15 protein-coding genes are annotated in these 16,951 nt (G+C 66.9%); all 15 read left to right on the forward strand.

What is annotated here, in order from left to right; translation table 11 throughout:
* The first annotated feature begins 102 nt into the window (after positions 1–102).
* The 15 genes from WKW82_RS19065 (at position 103) to WKW82_RS19135 (ending at position 16,951) form a co-directional block, all read left to right on the forward strand.
* Positions 103–1,407 carry an O-acetylhomoserine aminocarboxypropyltransferase gene (locus tag WKW82_RS19065; protein ID WP_340343887.1) on the forward strand — a complete coding sequence of 435 codons (1,305 nt, stop codon included), beginning with the start codon at positions 103–105 and terminating at the stop codon, positions 1,405–1,407.
* 1 nt (position 1,408) lies between these two features.
* Positions 1,409–2,215 carry an alpha/beta fold hydrolase gene (locus WKW82_RS19070; protein WP_340343888.1) on the forward strand — a complete coding sequence of 269 codons (807 nt, stop codon included), beginning with the start codon at positions 1,409–1,411 and terminating at the stop codon, positions 2,213–2,215.
* 414 nt (positions 2,216–2,629) lie between these two features.
* A complete protein-coding gene (locus WKW82_RS19075; RefSeq protein WP_340343889.1) occupies positions 2,630–4,024 on the forward strand; it encodes an MFS transporter in 1,395 nt (464 codons plus the stop codon).
* A gap of 45 nt (positions 4,025–4,069) precedes the next feature.
* Complete coding sequence (pcaH, locus tag WKW82_RS19080) at positions 4,070–4,813, forward strand: protocatechuate 3,4-dioxygenase subunit beta (protein WP_340343890.1); 744 nt, start codon at positions 4,070–4,072, stop codon at positions 4,811–4,813.
* Positions 4,810–5,436: a protocatechuate 3,4-dioxygenase subunit alpha gene (gene pcaG / locus WKW82_RS19085; RefSeq protein WP_340343891.1), complete on the forward strand. Its 627-nt coding sequence runs from the start codon at positions 4,810–4,812 to the stop codon at positions 5,434–5,436. The genes pcaH and pcaG overlap by 4 nt, the downstream gene beginning before the upstream one ends.
* 30 nt (positions 5,437–5,466) lie before the next feature.
* The gene (locus tag WKW82_RS19090; protein WP_340343892.1) at positions 5,467–6,006 is read left to right on the forward strand and encodes a carboxymuconolactone decarboxylase family protein; all 540 of its coding nucleotides are present in this window, start codon (positions 5,467–5,469) and stop codon (positions 6,004–6,006) included.
* A 3-nt stretch (positions 6,007–6,009) separates the two neighbouring features.
* The gene (locus WKW82_RS19095) at positions 6,010–7,653 is read left to right on the forward strand and encodes an acyl-CoA synthetase (RefSeq protein ID WP_340343893.1); all 1,644 of its coding nucleotides are present in this window, start codon (positions 6,010–6,012) and stop codon (positions 7,651–7,653) included.
* A complete protein-coding gene (locus WKW82_RS19100; protein WP_340343894.1) occupies positions 7,650–8,438 on the forward strand; it encodes an SDR family NAD(P)-dependent oxidoreductase in 789 nt (262 codons plus the stop codon). Before WKW82_RS19095 ends, WKW82_RS19100 begins: the two co-directional genes overlap by 4 nt.
* Before the next feature lie 23 nt (positions 8,439–8,461).
* Positions 8,462–9,478 (forward strand): poly(R)-hydroxyalkanoic acid synthase subunit PhaE, encoded by a 1,017-nt coding sequence (locus WKW82_RS19105; protein WP_340343895.1) that lies wholly within the window; start codon positions 8,462–8,464, stop codon positions 9,476–9,478.
* Entirely contained in the window at positions 9,475–10,614 is a 1,140-nt protein-coding gene (gene phaC / locus WKW82_RS19110) for a class III poly(R)-hydroxyalkanoic acid synthase subunit PhaC (RefSeq protein WP_340343896.1), read from the forward strand. Before WKW82_RS19105 ends, phaC begins: the two co-directional genes overlap by 4 nt.
* An 82-nt stretch (positions 10,615–10,696) precedes the next feature.
* Complete coding sequence (locus tag WKW82_RS19115) at positions 10,697–11,908, forward strand: acyl-CoA dehydrogenase family protein (RefSeq protein WP_340343897.1); 1,212 nt, start codon at positions 10,697–10,699, stop codon at positions 11,906–11,908.
* Complete coding sequence (locus tag WKW82_RS19120) at positions 11,905–12,939, forward strand: phosphotransferase family protein (RefSeq protein ID WP_340343898.1); 1,035 nt, start codon at positions 11,905–11,907, stop codon at positions 12,937–12,939. The genes WKW82_RS19115 and WKW82_RS19120 overlap by 4 nt, the downstream gene beginning before the upstream one ends.
* A 49-nt stretch (positions 12,940–12,988) precedes the next feature.
* Complete coding sequence (locus tag WKW82_RS19125) at positions 12,989–13,876, forward strand: LysR substrate-binding domain-containing protein (RefSeq protein ID WP_340343988.1); 888 nt, start codon at positions 12,989–12,991, stop codon at positions 13,874–13,876.
* A gap of 93 nt (positions 13,877–13,969) precedes the next feature.
* Positions 13,970–15,958: an aconitase family protein gene (locus WKW82_RS19130; RefSeq protein WP_340343899.1), complete on the forward strand. Its 1,989-nt coding sequence runs from the start codon at positions 13,970–13,972 to the stop codon at positions 15,956–15,958.
* Positions 15,959–15,985: 27 nt separating this feature from the next.
* On the forward strand, positions 15,986–16,951 hold the full coding sequence (locus tag WKW82_RS19135; RefSeq protein ID WP_340343900.1) for a Bug family tripartite tricarboxylate transporter substrate binding protein: 966 nt from the start codon (positions 15,986–15,988) through the stop codon (positions 16,949–16,951).

Consider the following 16,951-nt stretch of genomic DNA (forward strand, 5'->3'; position numbering starts at 1 on the left):
TATAGCCCACAATCATCGCCCGCCATGCGCTCCGCGCCGTCTACCGCTTCACTGCAGGGGTCGGCGGGCGATGCCGATTTCCAGCCCCAACGAAAGCCCTTCATGCCCGGCTATTCCGATCCCGGTTTCGACACGCTCGCGCTGCATGCCGGCGCAGCGCCCGACCCCGCCACCGGCGCACGCGCCGTGCCGATCCACCTGACCACGTCCTTCGTCTTCGAGTCGAGCGATCACGCGGCGGCGCTGTTCAACCTGGAACGCGCCGGCCATGTCTACAGCCGCATCAGCAACCCGACCAACGCAGTGCTGGAACAACGCGTGGCCGCGCTGGAAGGCGGCATCGGCGCCATCGCCACGGCCAGCGGGCAGGCCGCACTGCACCTGAGCATCGCAACGCTCATGGGCGCCGGCTCGCACATCGTGGCCAGCACCGCGCTGTATGGCGGCTCGCAGAACCTGCTGCACTACACGATGCGGCGCTTCGGCATCTCGACCACCTTCGTGAAGCCCGGCGACCTGGACGGCTGGCGCGCGGCGATCCGGCCGGAGACGAAGCTGCTGTTCGGCGAGACGGTCGGCAATCCGGGGCTGGACGTGCTCGACATTCCGGCGGTGAGCGACGTCGCGCATGCGGCGGGCGTGCCATTGCTGGTCGACTCGACGCTGACCTCGCCCTACCTCATCAAGCCTTTCGACTGGGGCGCGGACCTGGTCTATCACTCGGCGACCAAGTTCCTGTCGGGCCATGGCACGGTGATCGGCGGCGTGGTGGTGGATGGCGGCAGCTTCGACTGGGAGCGCTCGGGCAAGTTCGCCGAACTGACCGAGGCCTATGACGGCTTCCACAACATGGTGTTCAGCGAGGAGAGCACGGTCGGCGCCTTCCTGCTGCGTGCACGGCGCGAGGGCTTGCGCGACTTCGGCGCGTCGATGAGCCCGCACACCGCCTGGCTGATCCTGCAAGGCATCGAGACGCTGCCGCTGCGCATGGAGCGGCACATCGACAACACGCAGAAGGTGGTCGAGTTCCTGGCGGCGCATCCCTTCGTCTCGCATGTCGGGCATCCACTGATCGAGTCGCATCCGAGCCATGCCCTGGCGAACAAGTTGCTGCGCCACGGCGCGAAGGGCGCGGGAGCGGTGTTCAGCTTCGACCTCAAGGGCACGCGCGAACAAGGCAAGAAGTTCATCGAGGCGCTGAAGCTGTTCAGCCACCTGGCGAACGTGGGCGACTGCCGCAGCCTCGTGATCCACCCGGCCAGCACGACGCACTTCCGAATGACGGACGAGGCGCTGGCGGGCGCCGGGATTTCTCAGGGGACGATCCGGCTGTCGATCGGCTTGGAAGACCCGGCCGACTTGATCGATGACCTGAAGCGCGCACTCAAGGCCGCGGAGAAGGGGTGACATGAACTACACCGTCAACGGCCACACCACCTACTGCTACACCGGCGGCAAGTCCTTCGACGTAGCCAAGCCCACCGTCGTGTTCATCCACGGCGTGCTGAACGACCACAGCGTCTGGATCCTGCAAAGCCGATGGTTCGCCAACCACGGCTGGAACGTGCTGGCGGTCGACCTGCCGGGTCACTGCCGCAGCGAAGGCAAGCCGCCTGCGAGCGTGGAAGATGCAGCGGGATTCGTTCTGGCGCTGCTCGATGCGGTGGGGGTGGACAAGGCCGCGCTGGTCGGCCACAGCTTCGGCTCGCTGATCGCGCTGGAGACGGCGGCCCGGGCGCCGCAGCGCGTCTCGCACCTGGCGCTGGTCGGCACCGCGTCTCCGATGACGGTGTCGCCGGCCCTGCTGGACGGCGCGATCAACGCACCTCAGCGCGCCATCGACATGGTCAACACCTTCTCGCATTCGTTGCTGGCGCCGCCGCCCTCCTCGCTCGGGCCCGGCACCTGGCTCCAGGGCGGCTCGCGCGCGCTGATGCGGCGCGTGCTCGCGAGCAACCGCGAGGCCAACGTGTTCCACATCGGCTTCAAGGCCTGCAACGACTATTCGAACGGGGAAGCGGCGATGGCGGCAGTGACCTGCCCGGTGCTGTTCGTGCTCGGCGAGGCCGACCAGATGACGCCGCCGCGCGCTGCCAAGGCGTTGATCGCCAAGGCGCGCGGCGCGAAGGTGGTCACCGTGCCGGCCGGCCATGCGCTGATGACCGAGGCGCCCGAGCAGACGCTGTTTGCGTTGAAGGATTTCCTCGGCGCCTGAGGGCCGGCGCTCCTGAAAAAATACACGGCGGCGTGCGCAAGGCCCGCGCGCCCTCTCGCGCCGGGCCCGACTCCGCTCGCGACGGACCTTGACTCCGCAGCCACCGACTTGCGCCGCAGCGACCCGATCGTGCTCGATGGCCTGCCCTACACCACGCTAGACGGTAGATCCTGTCCAGAAGGTTTCCGCGCGCCACAAAACCGGTAATTCGACCGCAAATCGACCGAAATCCAGGCGCCGACCCAGGGCCAAATCCGCCGCAAACCCTAGTAGAAACCATTAAAACGTTCGTTCATCGCGCAGGACGGTCGATGAACGCCGTTGCTGTCCAAGCATTCGTTGCGACCGGAGAGCCGGTTGAATACCTTACGGGGCGCCCCCCAAAGAGTTCAACAAACCTCACCGGAGACAACGATGGCAAGCACCTCTTCCCACGAGCCCCAAGCAAGGCACCAGACCAAGAAAGCCACGGCCAGTGGCTGGATCGGCTCGGCGCTGGAGTACTACGATTTCTTCATCTACGCGACCGCGGCGTCGCTGATCTTCCCGCAGATCTTCTTCCCGAACACCGACCCCAAGGTCGCGATCATCGCGTCGCTGGCCACCTACGGCGTGGGCTACATCGCCCGCCCGATCGGGGCCGCCGTGCTCGGCCACTGGGGCGACACCCATGGCCGCAAGATGGTGCTGATCGTCTGCATGTTCCTGATGGGCTTCTCGACCATCGCCGTCGGCCTGCTGCCGACCTATGCGCAGGTCGGCCTCTGGGCACCGGCGATGCTGGTGGTGCTGCGGCTGATCCAGGGCTTCGCGGTGGCCGGTGAAATCTCCGGCGCCAGTTCGATGATCCTGGAGCACGCGCCATTCGGGCGACGCGGCTTCTTCGCCAGCTTCACGCTGCAAGGCGTGCAGGCCGGCCAGATCATGGCCGCCGCGGTGTTCCTGCCGCTCGCGCACTACATGGACAAGGACGCCTTCAACAGCTGGGGCTGGCGCATTCCCTTCCTGCTGAGCTTCGTCGTGATCATCGCCGGCTACATCATCCGCAAGGAAGTCGACGAGACGCCCGCCTTCACCGAAGAAGGCGCGCATGGCGAAGTGCCCAAGGCACCCGTCATCCAGGCCGTCACCGAAAGCTGGCGCGACATGATCCGCGTGATGCTGTGCTCGCTGATGAACGTCATCCCGGTGGTGGCAACGATCTTCGGCGCGGCCTACGCGGTGCAACCGGGCTATGGCATCGGCTTCGAGAAGGACGTCTATCTCTGGATCCCGGTGATGGGCAACATCCTCGCGGTGATCGTGATCCCGTTCGTCGGCAATCTCTCCGACAAGATCGGCCGTCGCATCCCGATCATCGTCGGCGCCCTGCTGGCGGGCCTGCTGTCCTTCGGCTACCTCTATGCCATCAGCATCCACAGCGTGACGATGGCGATCATCTTCTCGCTGCTGATGTGGGGCGTGGTCTACCAGGGCTACAACGCCGTGTTCCCGAGCTTCTACCCCGAGATGTTCCCGACCCGCACCCGCGTTTCCGGCATGGCCATCTCGCAGAACCTGGGCACCGCGGTGAGCGCGCTGCTGCCGGCACTCTTCGTGGCCGTGGCGCCTCCCGGCGCGACCAACATCCCCGTCACGATCGGCTGCATCACGCTGGCCATCTGCGCAGTGGCCGCCATCGCCGCCTGGACTGCCCGCGAAACCTACCGGGTGCACATGAACGACCTGGGCAACGCCAATGCGGTCCCTGTGCCAAAGGACGAATACGACCGGCTGCGGGAACAGGCGATCGCCGGTGGCAAGGCCTGACGCGAACGACACCCGAACAACGCTACGAACAACAAGGAGCCAGAGATGACGCATGCCGCCGCACCCGGCGATGAATTCATGATGCGCGACACCGCATCGCATCCCGCGGCCTACGCCCCGGCCTACAAGACCAGCGTGCTGCGCAGCCCGCGCAACGCACTGATCTCGCTGCAGCAGTCGCTGACCGAAGTCACGGCGCCGGTGTTCCGACCCGACGAACTGGGCCCGCTCGACAACGACCTGATCATGAACGCCTCCAAGGATGGCCTGCCCATCGGCGAGCGCATTGTGGTGCACGGCTATGTGCGTGACCAGTTCGGCCGGCCAGTGCGCAATGCGCTGGTCGAGGTCTGGCAGGCCAATGCGAGCGGACGCTACCGCCACAAGAAGGACCAGTACATCGGCGCGATGGACCCCAACTTCGGCGGCTGCGGTCGCATGCTGACCGACGAGAACGGCTACTACGCCTACCGCACGATCCGCCCCGGCCCCTACCCGTGGCGCAACCGGGTCAACGACTGGCGCCCGGCCCACATCCACTACGCGATCTCGGGCGACGGCTGGGTGCAGCGGCTCATCACCCAGATGTACTTCGAGGGCGATCCGCTGATCTGGGCCTGCCCGATCCTGGGCATCGTGCCGAGCGAGGAGCAGATCCGCGGCCTCATCGCGATGCAGGACACCAGCGCCTTCGTGCCGCTGGACAGCCGCGCCTATCGCTTCGACATCACCTTGCGCGGCCACCGGGCCACGCTGTTCGAGAACTTCGTGCAAGGAGCCAAGGCATGAACACCACCAAGCTGCTGCGCGAAACCGCCTCGCAGACCGCCGGCCCGTACGTCCACATCGGCCTCGCGCCCAACCAGGCCGGCTTCGACATCTTCGAGAAGAACTTCGGCAACGTGCTGGTCGCGCCGGAGACCAAGGGCGAGCGCATCCGCATCGAGGGCATCGTGTACGACGGCTCCGGCACGCCCGTGCGCGACGTGCTGATCGAGTCCTGGCAGGCCAATGCCGATGGCGCGTACAACCATCCCGCCGACAAGCAGCCCGGCAAGTCGCCCGACCCTTCGTTCCGTGGCTGGGGCCGCGCCTGCAGCGATTTCGATACCGGCGTCTACACCATCGAGACGATCAAGCCCGGCGTCGTGGAGGGCCGCAAGGGCCGGCCGATGGCGCCGCACATCGCGCTGTGGATCGTTGCGCGCGGCATCAACCTGGGGCTGCACACGCGCCTCTACTTCAGCGATGAAGCCGAGGCCAACGCCAAGGACCCGGTGCTCAACCTCATCGAATGGGAAGTACGCCGCAAGACCCTGATCGCCCAGCGCGAAACGCGCGACGGCCAGGTGGTCTACCGCTTCGACATCCGCCTGCAAGGCGACGGTGAAACCGTCTTCTTCGACATCTGACTTCACAAATCCAATACCCGGAGACAACCTGTGCCGAACATCGAATACTGCAACGTCGACGATCCCGAGATCGCCGAACTGGTCTCGACCATCCGCAACCGCCGCGCCAGCGGCAAGTTGCTCAACCTGGACCGCATGCTGCTGCACTCCCCGGCCTTCGCCCGTGGCTGGAACTCGATGTTCGCCGCCATCCGCAACCAGCTGCAGGTGCCGCGCCACATCAACGAGCTGGTGATCTGCGCGGTCGCGCGGCTCAACAACGCGGACTACGAATGGATCCAGCATGCGCCGGAGTTCCTGGGCGCCAACGGCAACCAGGCGCAGCTCGATGCGCTGGATGACGTGACGGCCGCCTGCTACAACACCGAACTGTTCAACGAGCACGAGCGCATCGCCCTGCGCCTGACGCTGGACATGACGCGCCAGGTGAAGGTGCGCAAGGAGATCATCGAGAAGGCGCGCGTACTGTTCGGCGAGCAACAGTTGGTCGAGTTGATGGGCACCATCGCCGGCTACAACATGGTGTCGCGCTTCCTGGTCGTGCTGGACATCGACGCGTCCGGGGAATAAGACATGGCGTCCCCCACCCAAGACGACGGCCTGCCCCGTCGCGAGGCGAACTTCGTCCCGCTCTCGCCGCTGAGCTTCCTGGAACGTGCTGCCAAGGTCTATCCGAACAAGACGGCGGTGGTGCATGGCGACTGGCGCATCACCTATGCCGAGCTGTATGCGCGCTGCAAGCGCTTTGCGTCGGCGCTGACCAAGGCCGGCGTCGGGCTCGGCGACACGGTGGCGATCATGGCGCCCAACGTGCCGGCGCTGCTGGAGGCGCACTACGGCGTGCCGATGGCGGGTGCCATCCTCAACACCATCAACACGCGGCTGGATGGCCCGGCGATCGGCTTTGGCCTGAAGCACAGCCTAGCCAAGGTGCTGATCGCGGACCGCGATTACTTCAAGCCGATGCGCGAGGCGCTGCAAGGCCTCGAATCGCCGCCGCTGGTGATCGACATCGTCGACACGGCCACGGGCAAGGACGGGCACGGCGATTCGATGGCGGTCGGCCAACTCAGCTACGAGGACTTCCTCGCGCGGGGCGACGCCGATTTCGAATGGAAGCTGCCTGAGGATGAATGGCAGTCGATCGCGCTGAACTACACCTCGGGCACGACCGGCGACCCGAAGGGCGTGATGTACCACCATCGCGGCGCGTATCTCAACGCCATGGGCAATGCGCTGGCCTTCGGCCTGACACCCGACACGGCGTACCTCTGGACGCTGCCGATGTTCCACTGCAACGGCTGGACCTACACCTGGGCCGTGACGCTGGTGGGCGGTACGCACGTGTGCCTGCGCACGGTGGACCCGGCGCAGATCTTCAAGCTGATCGGCAGCGAACGCATCACGCACATGTGCGCGGCGCCGATCGTGCTCAACATGCTGCTGCACTCGCCGGCCCTGCCGAAGGAGCGCTATGACCATCGCGTGGAAGTCGCGACCGGCGGCGCCGCGCCGCCGAGCGCGGTGATCGAGGCGATGGAACGCATCGGCTTCAAGATCACCCACCTCTACGGCCTGACCGAAACCTACGGCCCCGCCACGCTGTGCGCCTGGCAGCACGACTGGGACGACCTCGACCTCACGGCACGCGCCGGCAAGATGGCGCGGCAGGGCGTCGCCATGCCGACGCAGCAGGAGATCGCCGTGCTTGACATCGACACCGGCGCACGCGCCCCGGCCGATGGCAAGACGGTCGGCGAGATCGCGATCCGCGGCAACACCGTGATGAAGGGCTACCTGAACAACCCAAAGGCCACCGAAGAGGCGTTCAAGGGCGGCTGGTTCCGCTCGGGAGACTTGGCCGTGATGCATCCCGACGGGTACATCGAGATCAAGGACCGACTCAAGGACATCATCATCTCGGGCGGCGAGAACATCTCGACGCTGGAAGTGGAGGAAGTCCTCTACCGGCATCCCAAGGTCATGGATGCTGCCGTGGTCGCCAAGCCCGACGAGAAGTGGGGCGAGACACCCTGCGCCTTCGTCACGCTGCGCACCGACGCCGGCGAGGTGAGCGCCGAGGACATCATCAAGTGGTGCCGCGCCAGCCTGGCCGGTTTCAAGTGCCCGAAGAACGTGGTGTTCGGCGAGTTGCCGAAGACGGCGACGGGCAAGGTCCAGAAGAACGTATTGCGCCAACAGGCAGCCCTGATATGACCACCCAACCCCACATCGAGAACATGTTCCGCGTCGACGGACAGCGAGCGCTGGTGACGGGCGCATCGAGCGGACTCGGCCGCCGCTTCGCACTGACGCTGGCGAAGGCCGGGGCTGAACTGGTCGTCGTTGCGCGGCGGGCCGACAAGCTCGGCGCATTGGTGGAAGAAGTGCAGGCGCTGGGCGGCAAATGCACCGCGCTGAGCCTGGACGTGACCCACAGCGCCAGCATCGTCGCCTGTTTCGACGAACTCGAGCGCGCCTGCGGCGGACCGGCCGACATCGTGGTCAACAACGCTGGCGTCACCGTCACCAAGTCGATCCTGCAACACACCGAGGAAGACTGGGATGCCGTGGTCGGCACCAACCTCAAGGGCGGCTGGATGGTCGCGCAGGAGGCGGCGCGCCGCATGGTCGCGGCGAAGAAGGGCGGCAGCATCATCAACATCGCGTCCATCCTCGGCGAGCGCGTGGCAGGTGGCGTGGCGCCCTACGCGATTTCCAAGGCCGGCGTGGTGCAGGCCACCAAGGCGATGGCGCTCGAACTGGCCCGCTACGACGTCCGCGTCAACGCGATCCTTCCGGGCTACGTCGTCACCGACCTGAACCGCGACTTCCTCCAGAGCGAGGCCGGCGAGAAGCTGCGCGCGCGCATCCCGACACGCCGCTTCGGCCAACTCGAAAACCTGGACGGCCCGCTGCTGCTTCTGTCCAGCCCCGCAGGCTCCCACATGACCGGCGCGGTACTCGCGGTGGACGGCGGGCACCTCGTCAGCTCGCTTTGAACGGCACACAAGAAAGAACACACATGACTGTCGACACGGCCAACGCGCCCCGCAACGAAACCGGCCAGCTCTTCGAATGGTGGCGCGACCAGATCGCCAACCTGGCCGGGCTCGCCAAGCCCAACGGCAGCGTCGCTGCAGACGCAGCCACGGACGGGCTGCTCTTTCCGGTCGGCCAGGTGGCGCAGGCGCTGCAACTCACGCAGCAACTCATCGGCCCGCTCTACCAGGGCTACTTCCAGGCGCTGCTTGCCAATCCGAACCCGGGTGAGGCGTTCATCTCGCTGCAGGACATGTTGCGCCGGCAGATGCAGGGCGTCTCGGATGCGTTGAGTGCGATGGCGCCGGGCCTCGGGACAGCCAAGACCTTGTTGACGGACGGCGTGGGCCTGATCGGCGCGCCGATGGAGATGTTCAACCACGCGTTGGCGCCCTTGTCCCTCAACCTGGAGCGCGCCTATGGCGGCCTGGCCGATGCCTTCGGGTTGGCCCCGTCGCGTGAACTGCAGGGTGCGGCGCGCGAACTGGCGGCCGCTTCGCTCGGCAAGCAGCAGGCGCAGGCGCAATACATGAGCATCGTGGTGGCGGCCCTGGCCAAGGGCAACGACATGCTTCTCAAGGACCTGCGATCGATGGGCGAGCGCGGCGAGTCCGTCGACTCGCTGCTGAAGCTGGTGCGGCTGTGGGCCCGCGCGCTCGACCAGGCGATGCACGGCGCGATGCAAGGCCCCGACGCGCTCGCAGCCTCCGCCGAACTGGTGCGCGCCCGCGCCCGCACCAGGCAGCAGAAGCAACGCATCGTCGCCATCGCCAGCGAGGCGCTGAACATCCCGACGCGCGCGGAAGTCGACGACGCCTACCGCGAGATCCAGGAACTCAAGCGGCAGGTGCGCCGCCTGCGCAAGCCCTTGCCAGCAACGGTCGACGCATCCGCCAGCGCCGAGCTTGCCCCGCCCAAGCCAAAGCCCGCGGCCAAGCGCACGCGATCCCTCCCCGCCGCTGCCAAGCGCATCACAACGTCAAAGGGCAAGAAAGCATGACCGACACACCCACCGCCACGCTGCCGATCCGCCTCACCCCTGAAGGCGTGATGCGCGAACTGCAACGCGTCAGCGAGAACATCACGCGCGGCAGCCAGCGCCTGGCCTCCTACACCGAGGACCAGCTGGCCATCGCGACCACGCCCAAGGACGAGGTCTGGCGCCAGGACACCGTGCGCCTCTACCGCTACCGCCCCACCGTCGACAAGCCGGTGGGCCCGCCGATCCTGCTGGCCTATGCGCTGGTCGGGCGCTACCAGATGATCGACCTGGAACCGGACCGTTCCTTCGTGCGCAAGCTGCTGGCAGAAGGCCTCGACGTCTATGTCGTCGACTGGGGCCATCCCACGCGCGCGCAGCGCTGGCTCACCATCGACGACTATGTCTCGGGCTACCTGGACGATTGCGTCGACTTCATCCGCGAGCGCCACGGCGTCGACCAGATCAACCTGCTGGGCGTCTGCCAGGGCGGCGTCTTCTGCACCTGCTATGCGGCGCTGTTCCCGGAGAAGATCAAGAACCTCGTCATCACCGTGACGCCGCTCGATTTCCACGGCGACAAGGCCCTGCCGCCAGAGCCCGGCTCCGGCTACATGAACCTGTGGGCACGCGCGCTGCAGCCGGAAGACATCGACCTGATGGTGGAAACGATGGGCGTGGCGCCCGGCGCCGCCGTCGGCTTGTCCTTCCTCATGATGAGTCCCGTGCTCAACATGACCAAGTACACGACCGAGCTGGTCGACATCCTCGACGACGAGGACAAGATGCTCGGCTTCCTGCACATGGAGCGCTGGATCGCCGACCGGCCGGGGCATCCTGGCGAGGTCCTGCGCCAATGGTTCAAGGACCTGTACCAGGAGAACAAGCTGATCCGCGGCGAGCTGATGCTCGGCGGCCGGCGCGTGGACATGAACAACATCCGCATGCCGGTACTCAACGTCTATGCGCAAGGCGACGTGGTCGTGCCGACGTGTTGCTCCAGCGACATGGGCGACAAGTTCGGAACGGACGACTACAGCGAATTGTCGGTGCCCGGCGGGCATATCGGCACCTTCGTGGGCGGCAAGGCTCAGAAGGTGCTGGCGCCTTCGATCGCCAAGTGGCTGAAGGAACGCAACGAGGGGACGGCAGAATGAGCGCAGTGCAGCGCCACTGCAAGCAAGCCCACCCCTCCTCGCACCGCCGCGAGGACACGAAGCACCGAGTACGGAGGCTCCCATGACCACATTGCCCCACGCCAACATCGGCCATCTCCCCACGGAACGCGCCCATGCCATCGGCAAGCGCGTCGAAGCCTTCGTCCGCGAAGTCGTCATCCCCTACGAGCGCGATCCGCGCTGCGGCCCGCACGGCCCCAGCGAAGACCTCGTGCAAGAGCTGCGCGCCAAGGCCCGCGAGGCCGGCGTGCTCACGCCGCACATCCTCGACGGGGGCGACCACCTGTCACAACTCGAGACAGCGCATGTGCTGCGCTTCAGCGGACTCTCGACGCTGGGCCCCACCGCAGTGAACACGGCAGCGCCCGACGAAGGCAACATGTTCCTGCTCGGCAAGGTCGCATCGCCCGCGCAGAAGGAACGCTTCCTCGCCAAGCTGGTGAGCGGCGAGGCGCGCTCCGCCTTCTTCATGACCGAACCGGCCGACGAAGGCGGCGCCGGCTCAGACCCGTCGATGCTCCAGACCACCGCCGTGCGCGACGGCGACGGCTGGCTCATCAACGGCCGCAAGGCTTTCATCACAGGTGCGGTCGGCGCATCGGTGGGCATCGTCATGGCGCGCACCAGCACCGGCGACAAGACCACCGCGACCATGTTCCTGGTCGACCTGCCCGATCCGGCGATCCGCGTCGAACGCGTGCTCGACACCATCGACAGCTCGATGCCCGGCGGCCACTCCGTGGTGCTCATCGACAACCTGAGAGTCGCCGACGACCAGGTGCTCGGGCAAGTGGACGAAGGCTTCCGCTACGCGCAGATCCGCCTGTCCCCGGCCCGCCTGTCGCACTGCATGCGCTGGCTAGGCGCATGCGTGCGCTCGCAGGAGATCGCCACCGCCTATGCCGTGCGGCGCAAGGCCTTCGGCAAGCTGCTGGTCGACCATGAGGGCGTCGGCTTCATGCTCGCGGACAACATGATCGACCTGAAGCAGGCCGAGTTGATGATCGACTGGTGCGCGACGGTGCTCGACTCGGGCTCGCTGGGCACGATGGAAAGCTCGATGACCAAGGTGGCGGTGTCGGACCTGTTGTTCCGCATCGCCGACCGCTGCGTGCAGGTCATGGGCGGCACGGGCGTCTCGCGCGACAGCATCGTGGAGCAGGTGTTCCGCGAAGTCCGCGCCTTTCGCATTTACGACGGCCCGACCGAAGTCCACAAGTGGTCGCTGGCCAAGAAGATCAAGCGCGATGCGCTCGGAAAGGGGAACGGATGAGCAAGGTGTCTCTGCAACAGGAACTGACGGGCGAAGGCCTCGCGCAGTGGATGACGGCCAACGTCGAAGGCTTCGAAGGTCCGATCACGGCGGAGCGCTTCGCCGGCGGCCAGTCGAACCCGACCTTCAAGCTCACCACGCCGACACGCGCCTACGTGCTGCGGCGCAAGCCTTCGGGGCATCTGCTCAAGGGCGCGCATGCGGTCGAGCGCGAGGCTTGTGTGATGAACGCGCTGCACGGCGCGGGCTTTCCGGTGCCCCGCATCTATGGCCTGTGCCAGGACGACGCGGTCATCGGCAGCTGGTTCTACGTCATGGAAATGATGGAAGGCCGGATCATCTGGGACGCGACGCTGTCTAAGCTTCCGGCCGCTGAACGCGCCGCGTACTTCGACGCGATGAACGCCACGATGGCGCAGCTGCATCGCGTCGACTACGCCGCCATCGGGCTCGGCGACTACGGCCGCCCGGGTGCCTACGTGGAGCGCCAGGTCAAGCGCTGGTCGAAGCAGTATTTCGAAGACGAGGCCGCGGGTCGCAACGCGCACATGGACCTGCTCGTCGAATGGATGCCGAAGCACCTCCCGGAAGGTGACGAGACCTCCATCGTCCACGGCGACTACCGCATCGACAACCTGATGTTCCATCCGACCGAGCCGCGCGTCATCGCCGTGCTCGACTGGGAGCTGTCCACGCTCGGTCATCCGCTGGCCGACTTCGCTTATCACGCGATGATGTACCGCATGCCACCGGACATCCTGGGCGGCATCAAGGGCGTGGACCTGGCGGCCTCACAGCTGCCGGACGAGGCGACCTATGTGCGCAACTATTGCGAGCGGACCGGGCGCGACGGCATCGACGATCTGGATTTCTACGTTGCCTTCAACATGTTCCGCTTCGCCGCGATCCTGCATGGCATCCGCGGGCGCGTGCTGCGCGGAACCGCGTCGAGCGCCGAGGCGGTGGCGCTGTCGTCCAAGTTCGAGCGGGTGGCGGAGCTGGCCTGGGAGCAGGCGCGAAAGGCCAAGTGAGTTGGGGCGGAGCGCTGCAAGAATAGGCGTTCCACTCTCCTTGCTCGCATTGGCCCGCCGCATCGACCCCTACAGCGTCCGCTTGTTCGTCTCCGCCGCGCGGACGGGTTCGATCGTGCGCGCCGCGGAGCAGGAACACATCGCCCCTTCGGCGCTGAGCCGCCGGCTGGCCGACCTGGAGCACGCCTTCGGCACGCCCTTGCTGATCCGTTCGCCGCGCGGCGTCACGCTGACCGAGGCCGGGCACATGGTGCTGGCGCGCGGCGAGAAGATCGACGAGGACTTGCAGGCGCTGGTGCGCGAGGTGCAGACCCAGGGCGACGCGGTGCGCGGCACCGTGCGGCTCTACGCGAACATGTCGGCCGTGATCGGCTTCCTGCCGGAGCGCCTGCGCGCTTTCATGGCCGCCTTCCCGGAAGTCGAAGTCTCGCTACTTGAGAACGACACGCGCGACGTGATCCGCGCCTGCCTCGACGACCGGGCCGACGTGGGCATCGGCGTCGACGTACCGGTGCCCTCGGGCCTGGAGTCCTGGCCCTTCGCGGCCGATCCGTTGCAGGTGGTGCTGCCTGCCGGCCATGCACTGGCCCGCCACAAGTCGCTTGGCTTCGCGCAGGCGCTGGAACACCCGCTCATCGGCGTCCACCAGGGCGGCGCGCTGGATCGATCGCTGCATGAGCGCGCTGCCGCGCTGCATCGATCCTTCGCACCGACGGTCTCGGTGAGCAGCTTCGACGCGGTGTGCCGCATGGTCGAGGCCGGGCTCGGCATCGCCGTGATTCCGCAGAGTGCAGCTGCGGCCTATGCGGGCAACCCGCGCTTCGTGCGCCGGCCGCTCGACGAGCCTTGGGCCGCACGCGAGTTGCGCATGTATGCGCTGCGCAAGTCGCCGCGCCCGCGGGCGGTTGCGGCATTGATCGACAGCCTGCGCGGATAGCGCAGTACTGACGCAATCGGCTCTCGCATTTCGCGAGAGCCCGTCTGCCGCATCGGCGCTTCCCTGCATGCGGCCCGATCGCGAAGATCAGGCATGCCAGCCACCTTGCCAGCCAACGTCCCAGCGATCACCTTCGCGCCCCGCGTCCTTTTCCTGAGCCAATCGCCCAGCGTCGTCGAACGCAGTCTGAATGGCGAACGACTTTCTCTGGCGGACGCGAGCCCCTTGCGCGACGACGTCTCCACCGACGAGATCACCCCGCTGCCGATCCTCACGCACTACGACGACAAGCTCGGCCGCTACCCCTACACCGGCTTCCGCGCGGGCGACGCCACGCCCATCGGCACCGACGCGATCCGCAACAGCAAGATCGAGGTCGTCGTGGCCGGCAAGCGCTACGGCAAAGGCTCCTCGCGCGAGCACAGCCCCGCCGCGGAGAAGCTGGCTGGCGTCCGTCTCGTGATCGCCGAAAGCTTCGAGCGCATCTATCGGCAGAACGCCGACAACATCGGCCTCTTCACCTCGACCGATTTCAGTCTCATCGACCGCATCCAGGCCGGTGAGGCGATCCCGCTCGACGACCTCGTGGCAGGCCGCGACGCACTCGCCGCAGCCATCCTCCAGAACGGCGGTCTGCTGCGCTTCGGCCAGCGCTTCATGCGCGACATCAGCGCCCCGCCCGAGGCACCCTCGTCCACGCCGCGCACGCTGTTCGAGAAGATCGTGGCGCGCCACGCCCTCGCGACCGAACTCACGTCGGCGCATCCCGCTGCGGGCGACGGCGCCTTCGTGCGCGCCGACTGGCGCTTCATCCACGAGTACTACACCGGCATGGCCGCGCACATGCTCCACGCCACCTTCGGCCGACCGCTGTCGCTGCACGATCCCGCGTCGATCATCGTGTTCGAGGACCACACCTCCTATGTCGAGGAGAGCCCGGCCCATGTGCGCGGCGGACTGGTGCCCAACGTGCACCGCATGGTGCAGGCGCAGCGCGACTTCGCCGCCACCTACGGCCTGCGCTCGCACCGCACGCTTACCGAACTGGAAGCCCGCCAGGACGACGGCAGCAACGTGGCCGGCATCTCCCACGCGATGGTGGCCGAGCACTACGCGCTGCCGGGCCAGTTGGTCGTCGGCACCGACTCGCACACCCCGCACAGCGGCGCACTCGGCTGCGTGGCATTCGGCGTCGGCACCACCGACATGGCCAACGCCTTCGTCACGGGCGCGGTACGCCTAACCGTGCCGCAGTCGCTGCGCATCGTGCTCGACGGCAGCGTGCCGGCCGGCGTCACCGCCAAGGACATCGTGCTGCACCTGCTGGCCCTGCCCTTCATTCGCGCGGGCGGCGGCGTCGGCAAGGTATTCGAGTTCTGCGGCGAGGCCATCACCGCGATGTCCACCGACGAGCGCGCCACCCTGACCAACATGACGGCCGAACTCGGCGGGTTCACAGGCATCGTCGCGCCCGACGCGGAGACGATGCGCTTCCTGCGCGAGCGGCGCGGCATCGAGTTCGTGCTGGAGCCCTGGATGCAAAGCGACGAAGGCGCCGTGCATGCCGAAACACTCCACGTCGACTGCGCGACGATCCCGCCGATGGTGGCCCGCCCCGGCGACCCCGGCAACGGCCTGCCGCTGCATGATGTGAGCGAACCGGTACGCATCGACATCGCCTACGGCGGCTCCTGCACCGCGGGCAAGCGCGAGGACTTCGACCACTACCACGCGGTGCTGCGCTGGGCCGCGAACCGCGGATTGCGCATCGCGCCCAACGTCCAGCTCTTCCTTCAGTTCGGCACCACGGCGGTCCGCGACCACTGCATCGCGCAAGGCTACATGGACGCTTTCGAAAAGGTCGGCGCGCGCATGTTGCAACCGTCCTGCGGCGCATGCGGCAACTGCGGGCCCGGCGGCTCTTCCAGCAAGGAACAGGTCACCGTCAGTGCCATCAACCGCAACTTCCCCGGCCGCGGCGGACCGGGCCAGGTATGGCTCGCAAGCCCGCCCACCGTCGCCGCCAGCGCCATTGCCGGCGAACTCGTGTCTTTCGAGACCCTGCAGCAACGCCACGCCTGAATTCATCGACACGACAGGAGACTTCCCATGATCCCGACCTCTCGCCGCGCGGCGCTGGCTGCGCTGCTTGCCCTCGCTTGCGTCGGCAACGCGCAAGCACAGTCCGACCGGCCGCTGCGCATCGTTGTGCCGCTGGCCGCCGGCTCCACCGTTGACGCGGTCGCACGCGCCATCGCGCCAGGCTTCGGCAAGGCGACCGGCCATCCGATCGTGGTGGAGAACGTGGTCGGCGCCGGCGGCATTCCCGGCACCGGCCAGATCGTCAAGGCGCCAAAGGACGGCCTCACCCTCGGCATGATCTCGTCCAACCACGTGATCAATCCCGGCATCTACAAGAGCATCCCCTACGACAGCCTGAAGGACATCACGCCCATCGCCGTGCTCGCCACGGTGCCGCTGGTGCTGGTCGTCAGCCCGTCGTTGCCGGTGAAGAACGTCAAGGAACTGCTCGCCTATGCCAAGGCCAACCCGGGCAAGCTCAATTACGGCTCGGCGGGCAACGGCAGCACGCTGCACCTGGCCGGCGAACTGTTGACCAGCGAGACCGGCATCGACATGAAGCACGTGCCCTACCGCGGCACCGGTCCGCTCATCACCGACATGATCGGCGGCCAGGTGCAGTTGGGTTTCGTCTCGATCTCGCAGGTCGCGCCGCAGGTCAAGGCTGGCACCTTGCATGCGCTGGGGGTGTCGACGCCGGCACGCTCGCCGGCCTTGCCCGATGTCCCGACACTCGCCGAGTCCGGCGTGCCCAGGTACAGCTTCGACGCATGGATCGCGCTCATCGGCCCGGCCGGCCTGCCGAAGGCCATCGTCGACAGCGACTATGCCGCGGTGAAGGCGGCCATCGCCTCACCCGAGGCGCAGACAGTCCTCGCGGCGCAGGGCCTGACGGTGCTCAACATGGGGCCAGAGCAGGCCCCGGCCTTCTTCCAGGCTGAACTGGTCAAGCATCAGAAGCTGGTCAAGCAGTCCGGTGCGACGCTGGATTGA

This window comes from Variovorax rhizosphaerae, assembly GCF_037889975.1.
GTDB lineage: Bacteria > Pseudomonadota > Gammaproteobacteria > Burkholderiales > Burkholderiaceae_C > Variovorax > Variovorax rhizosphaerae.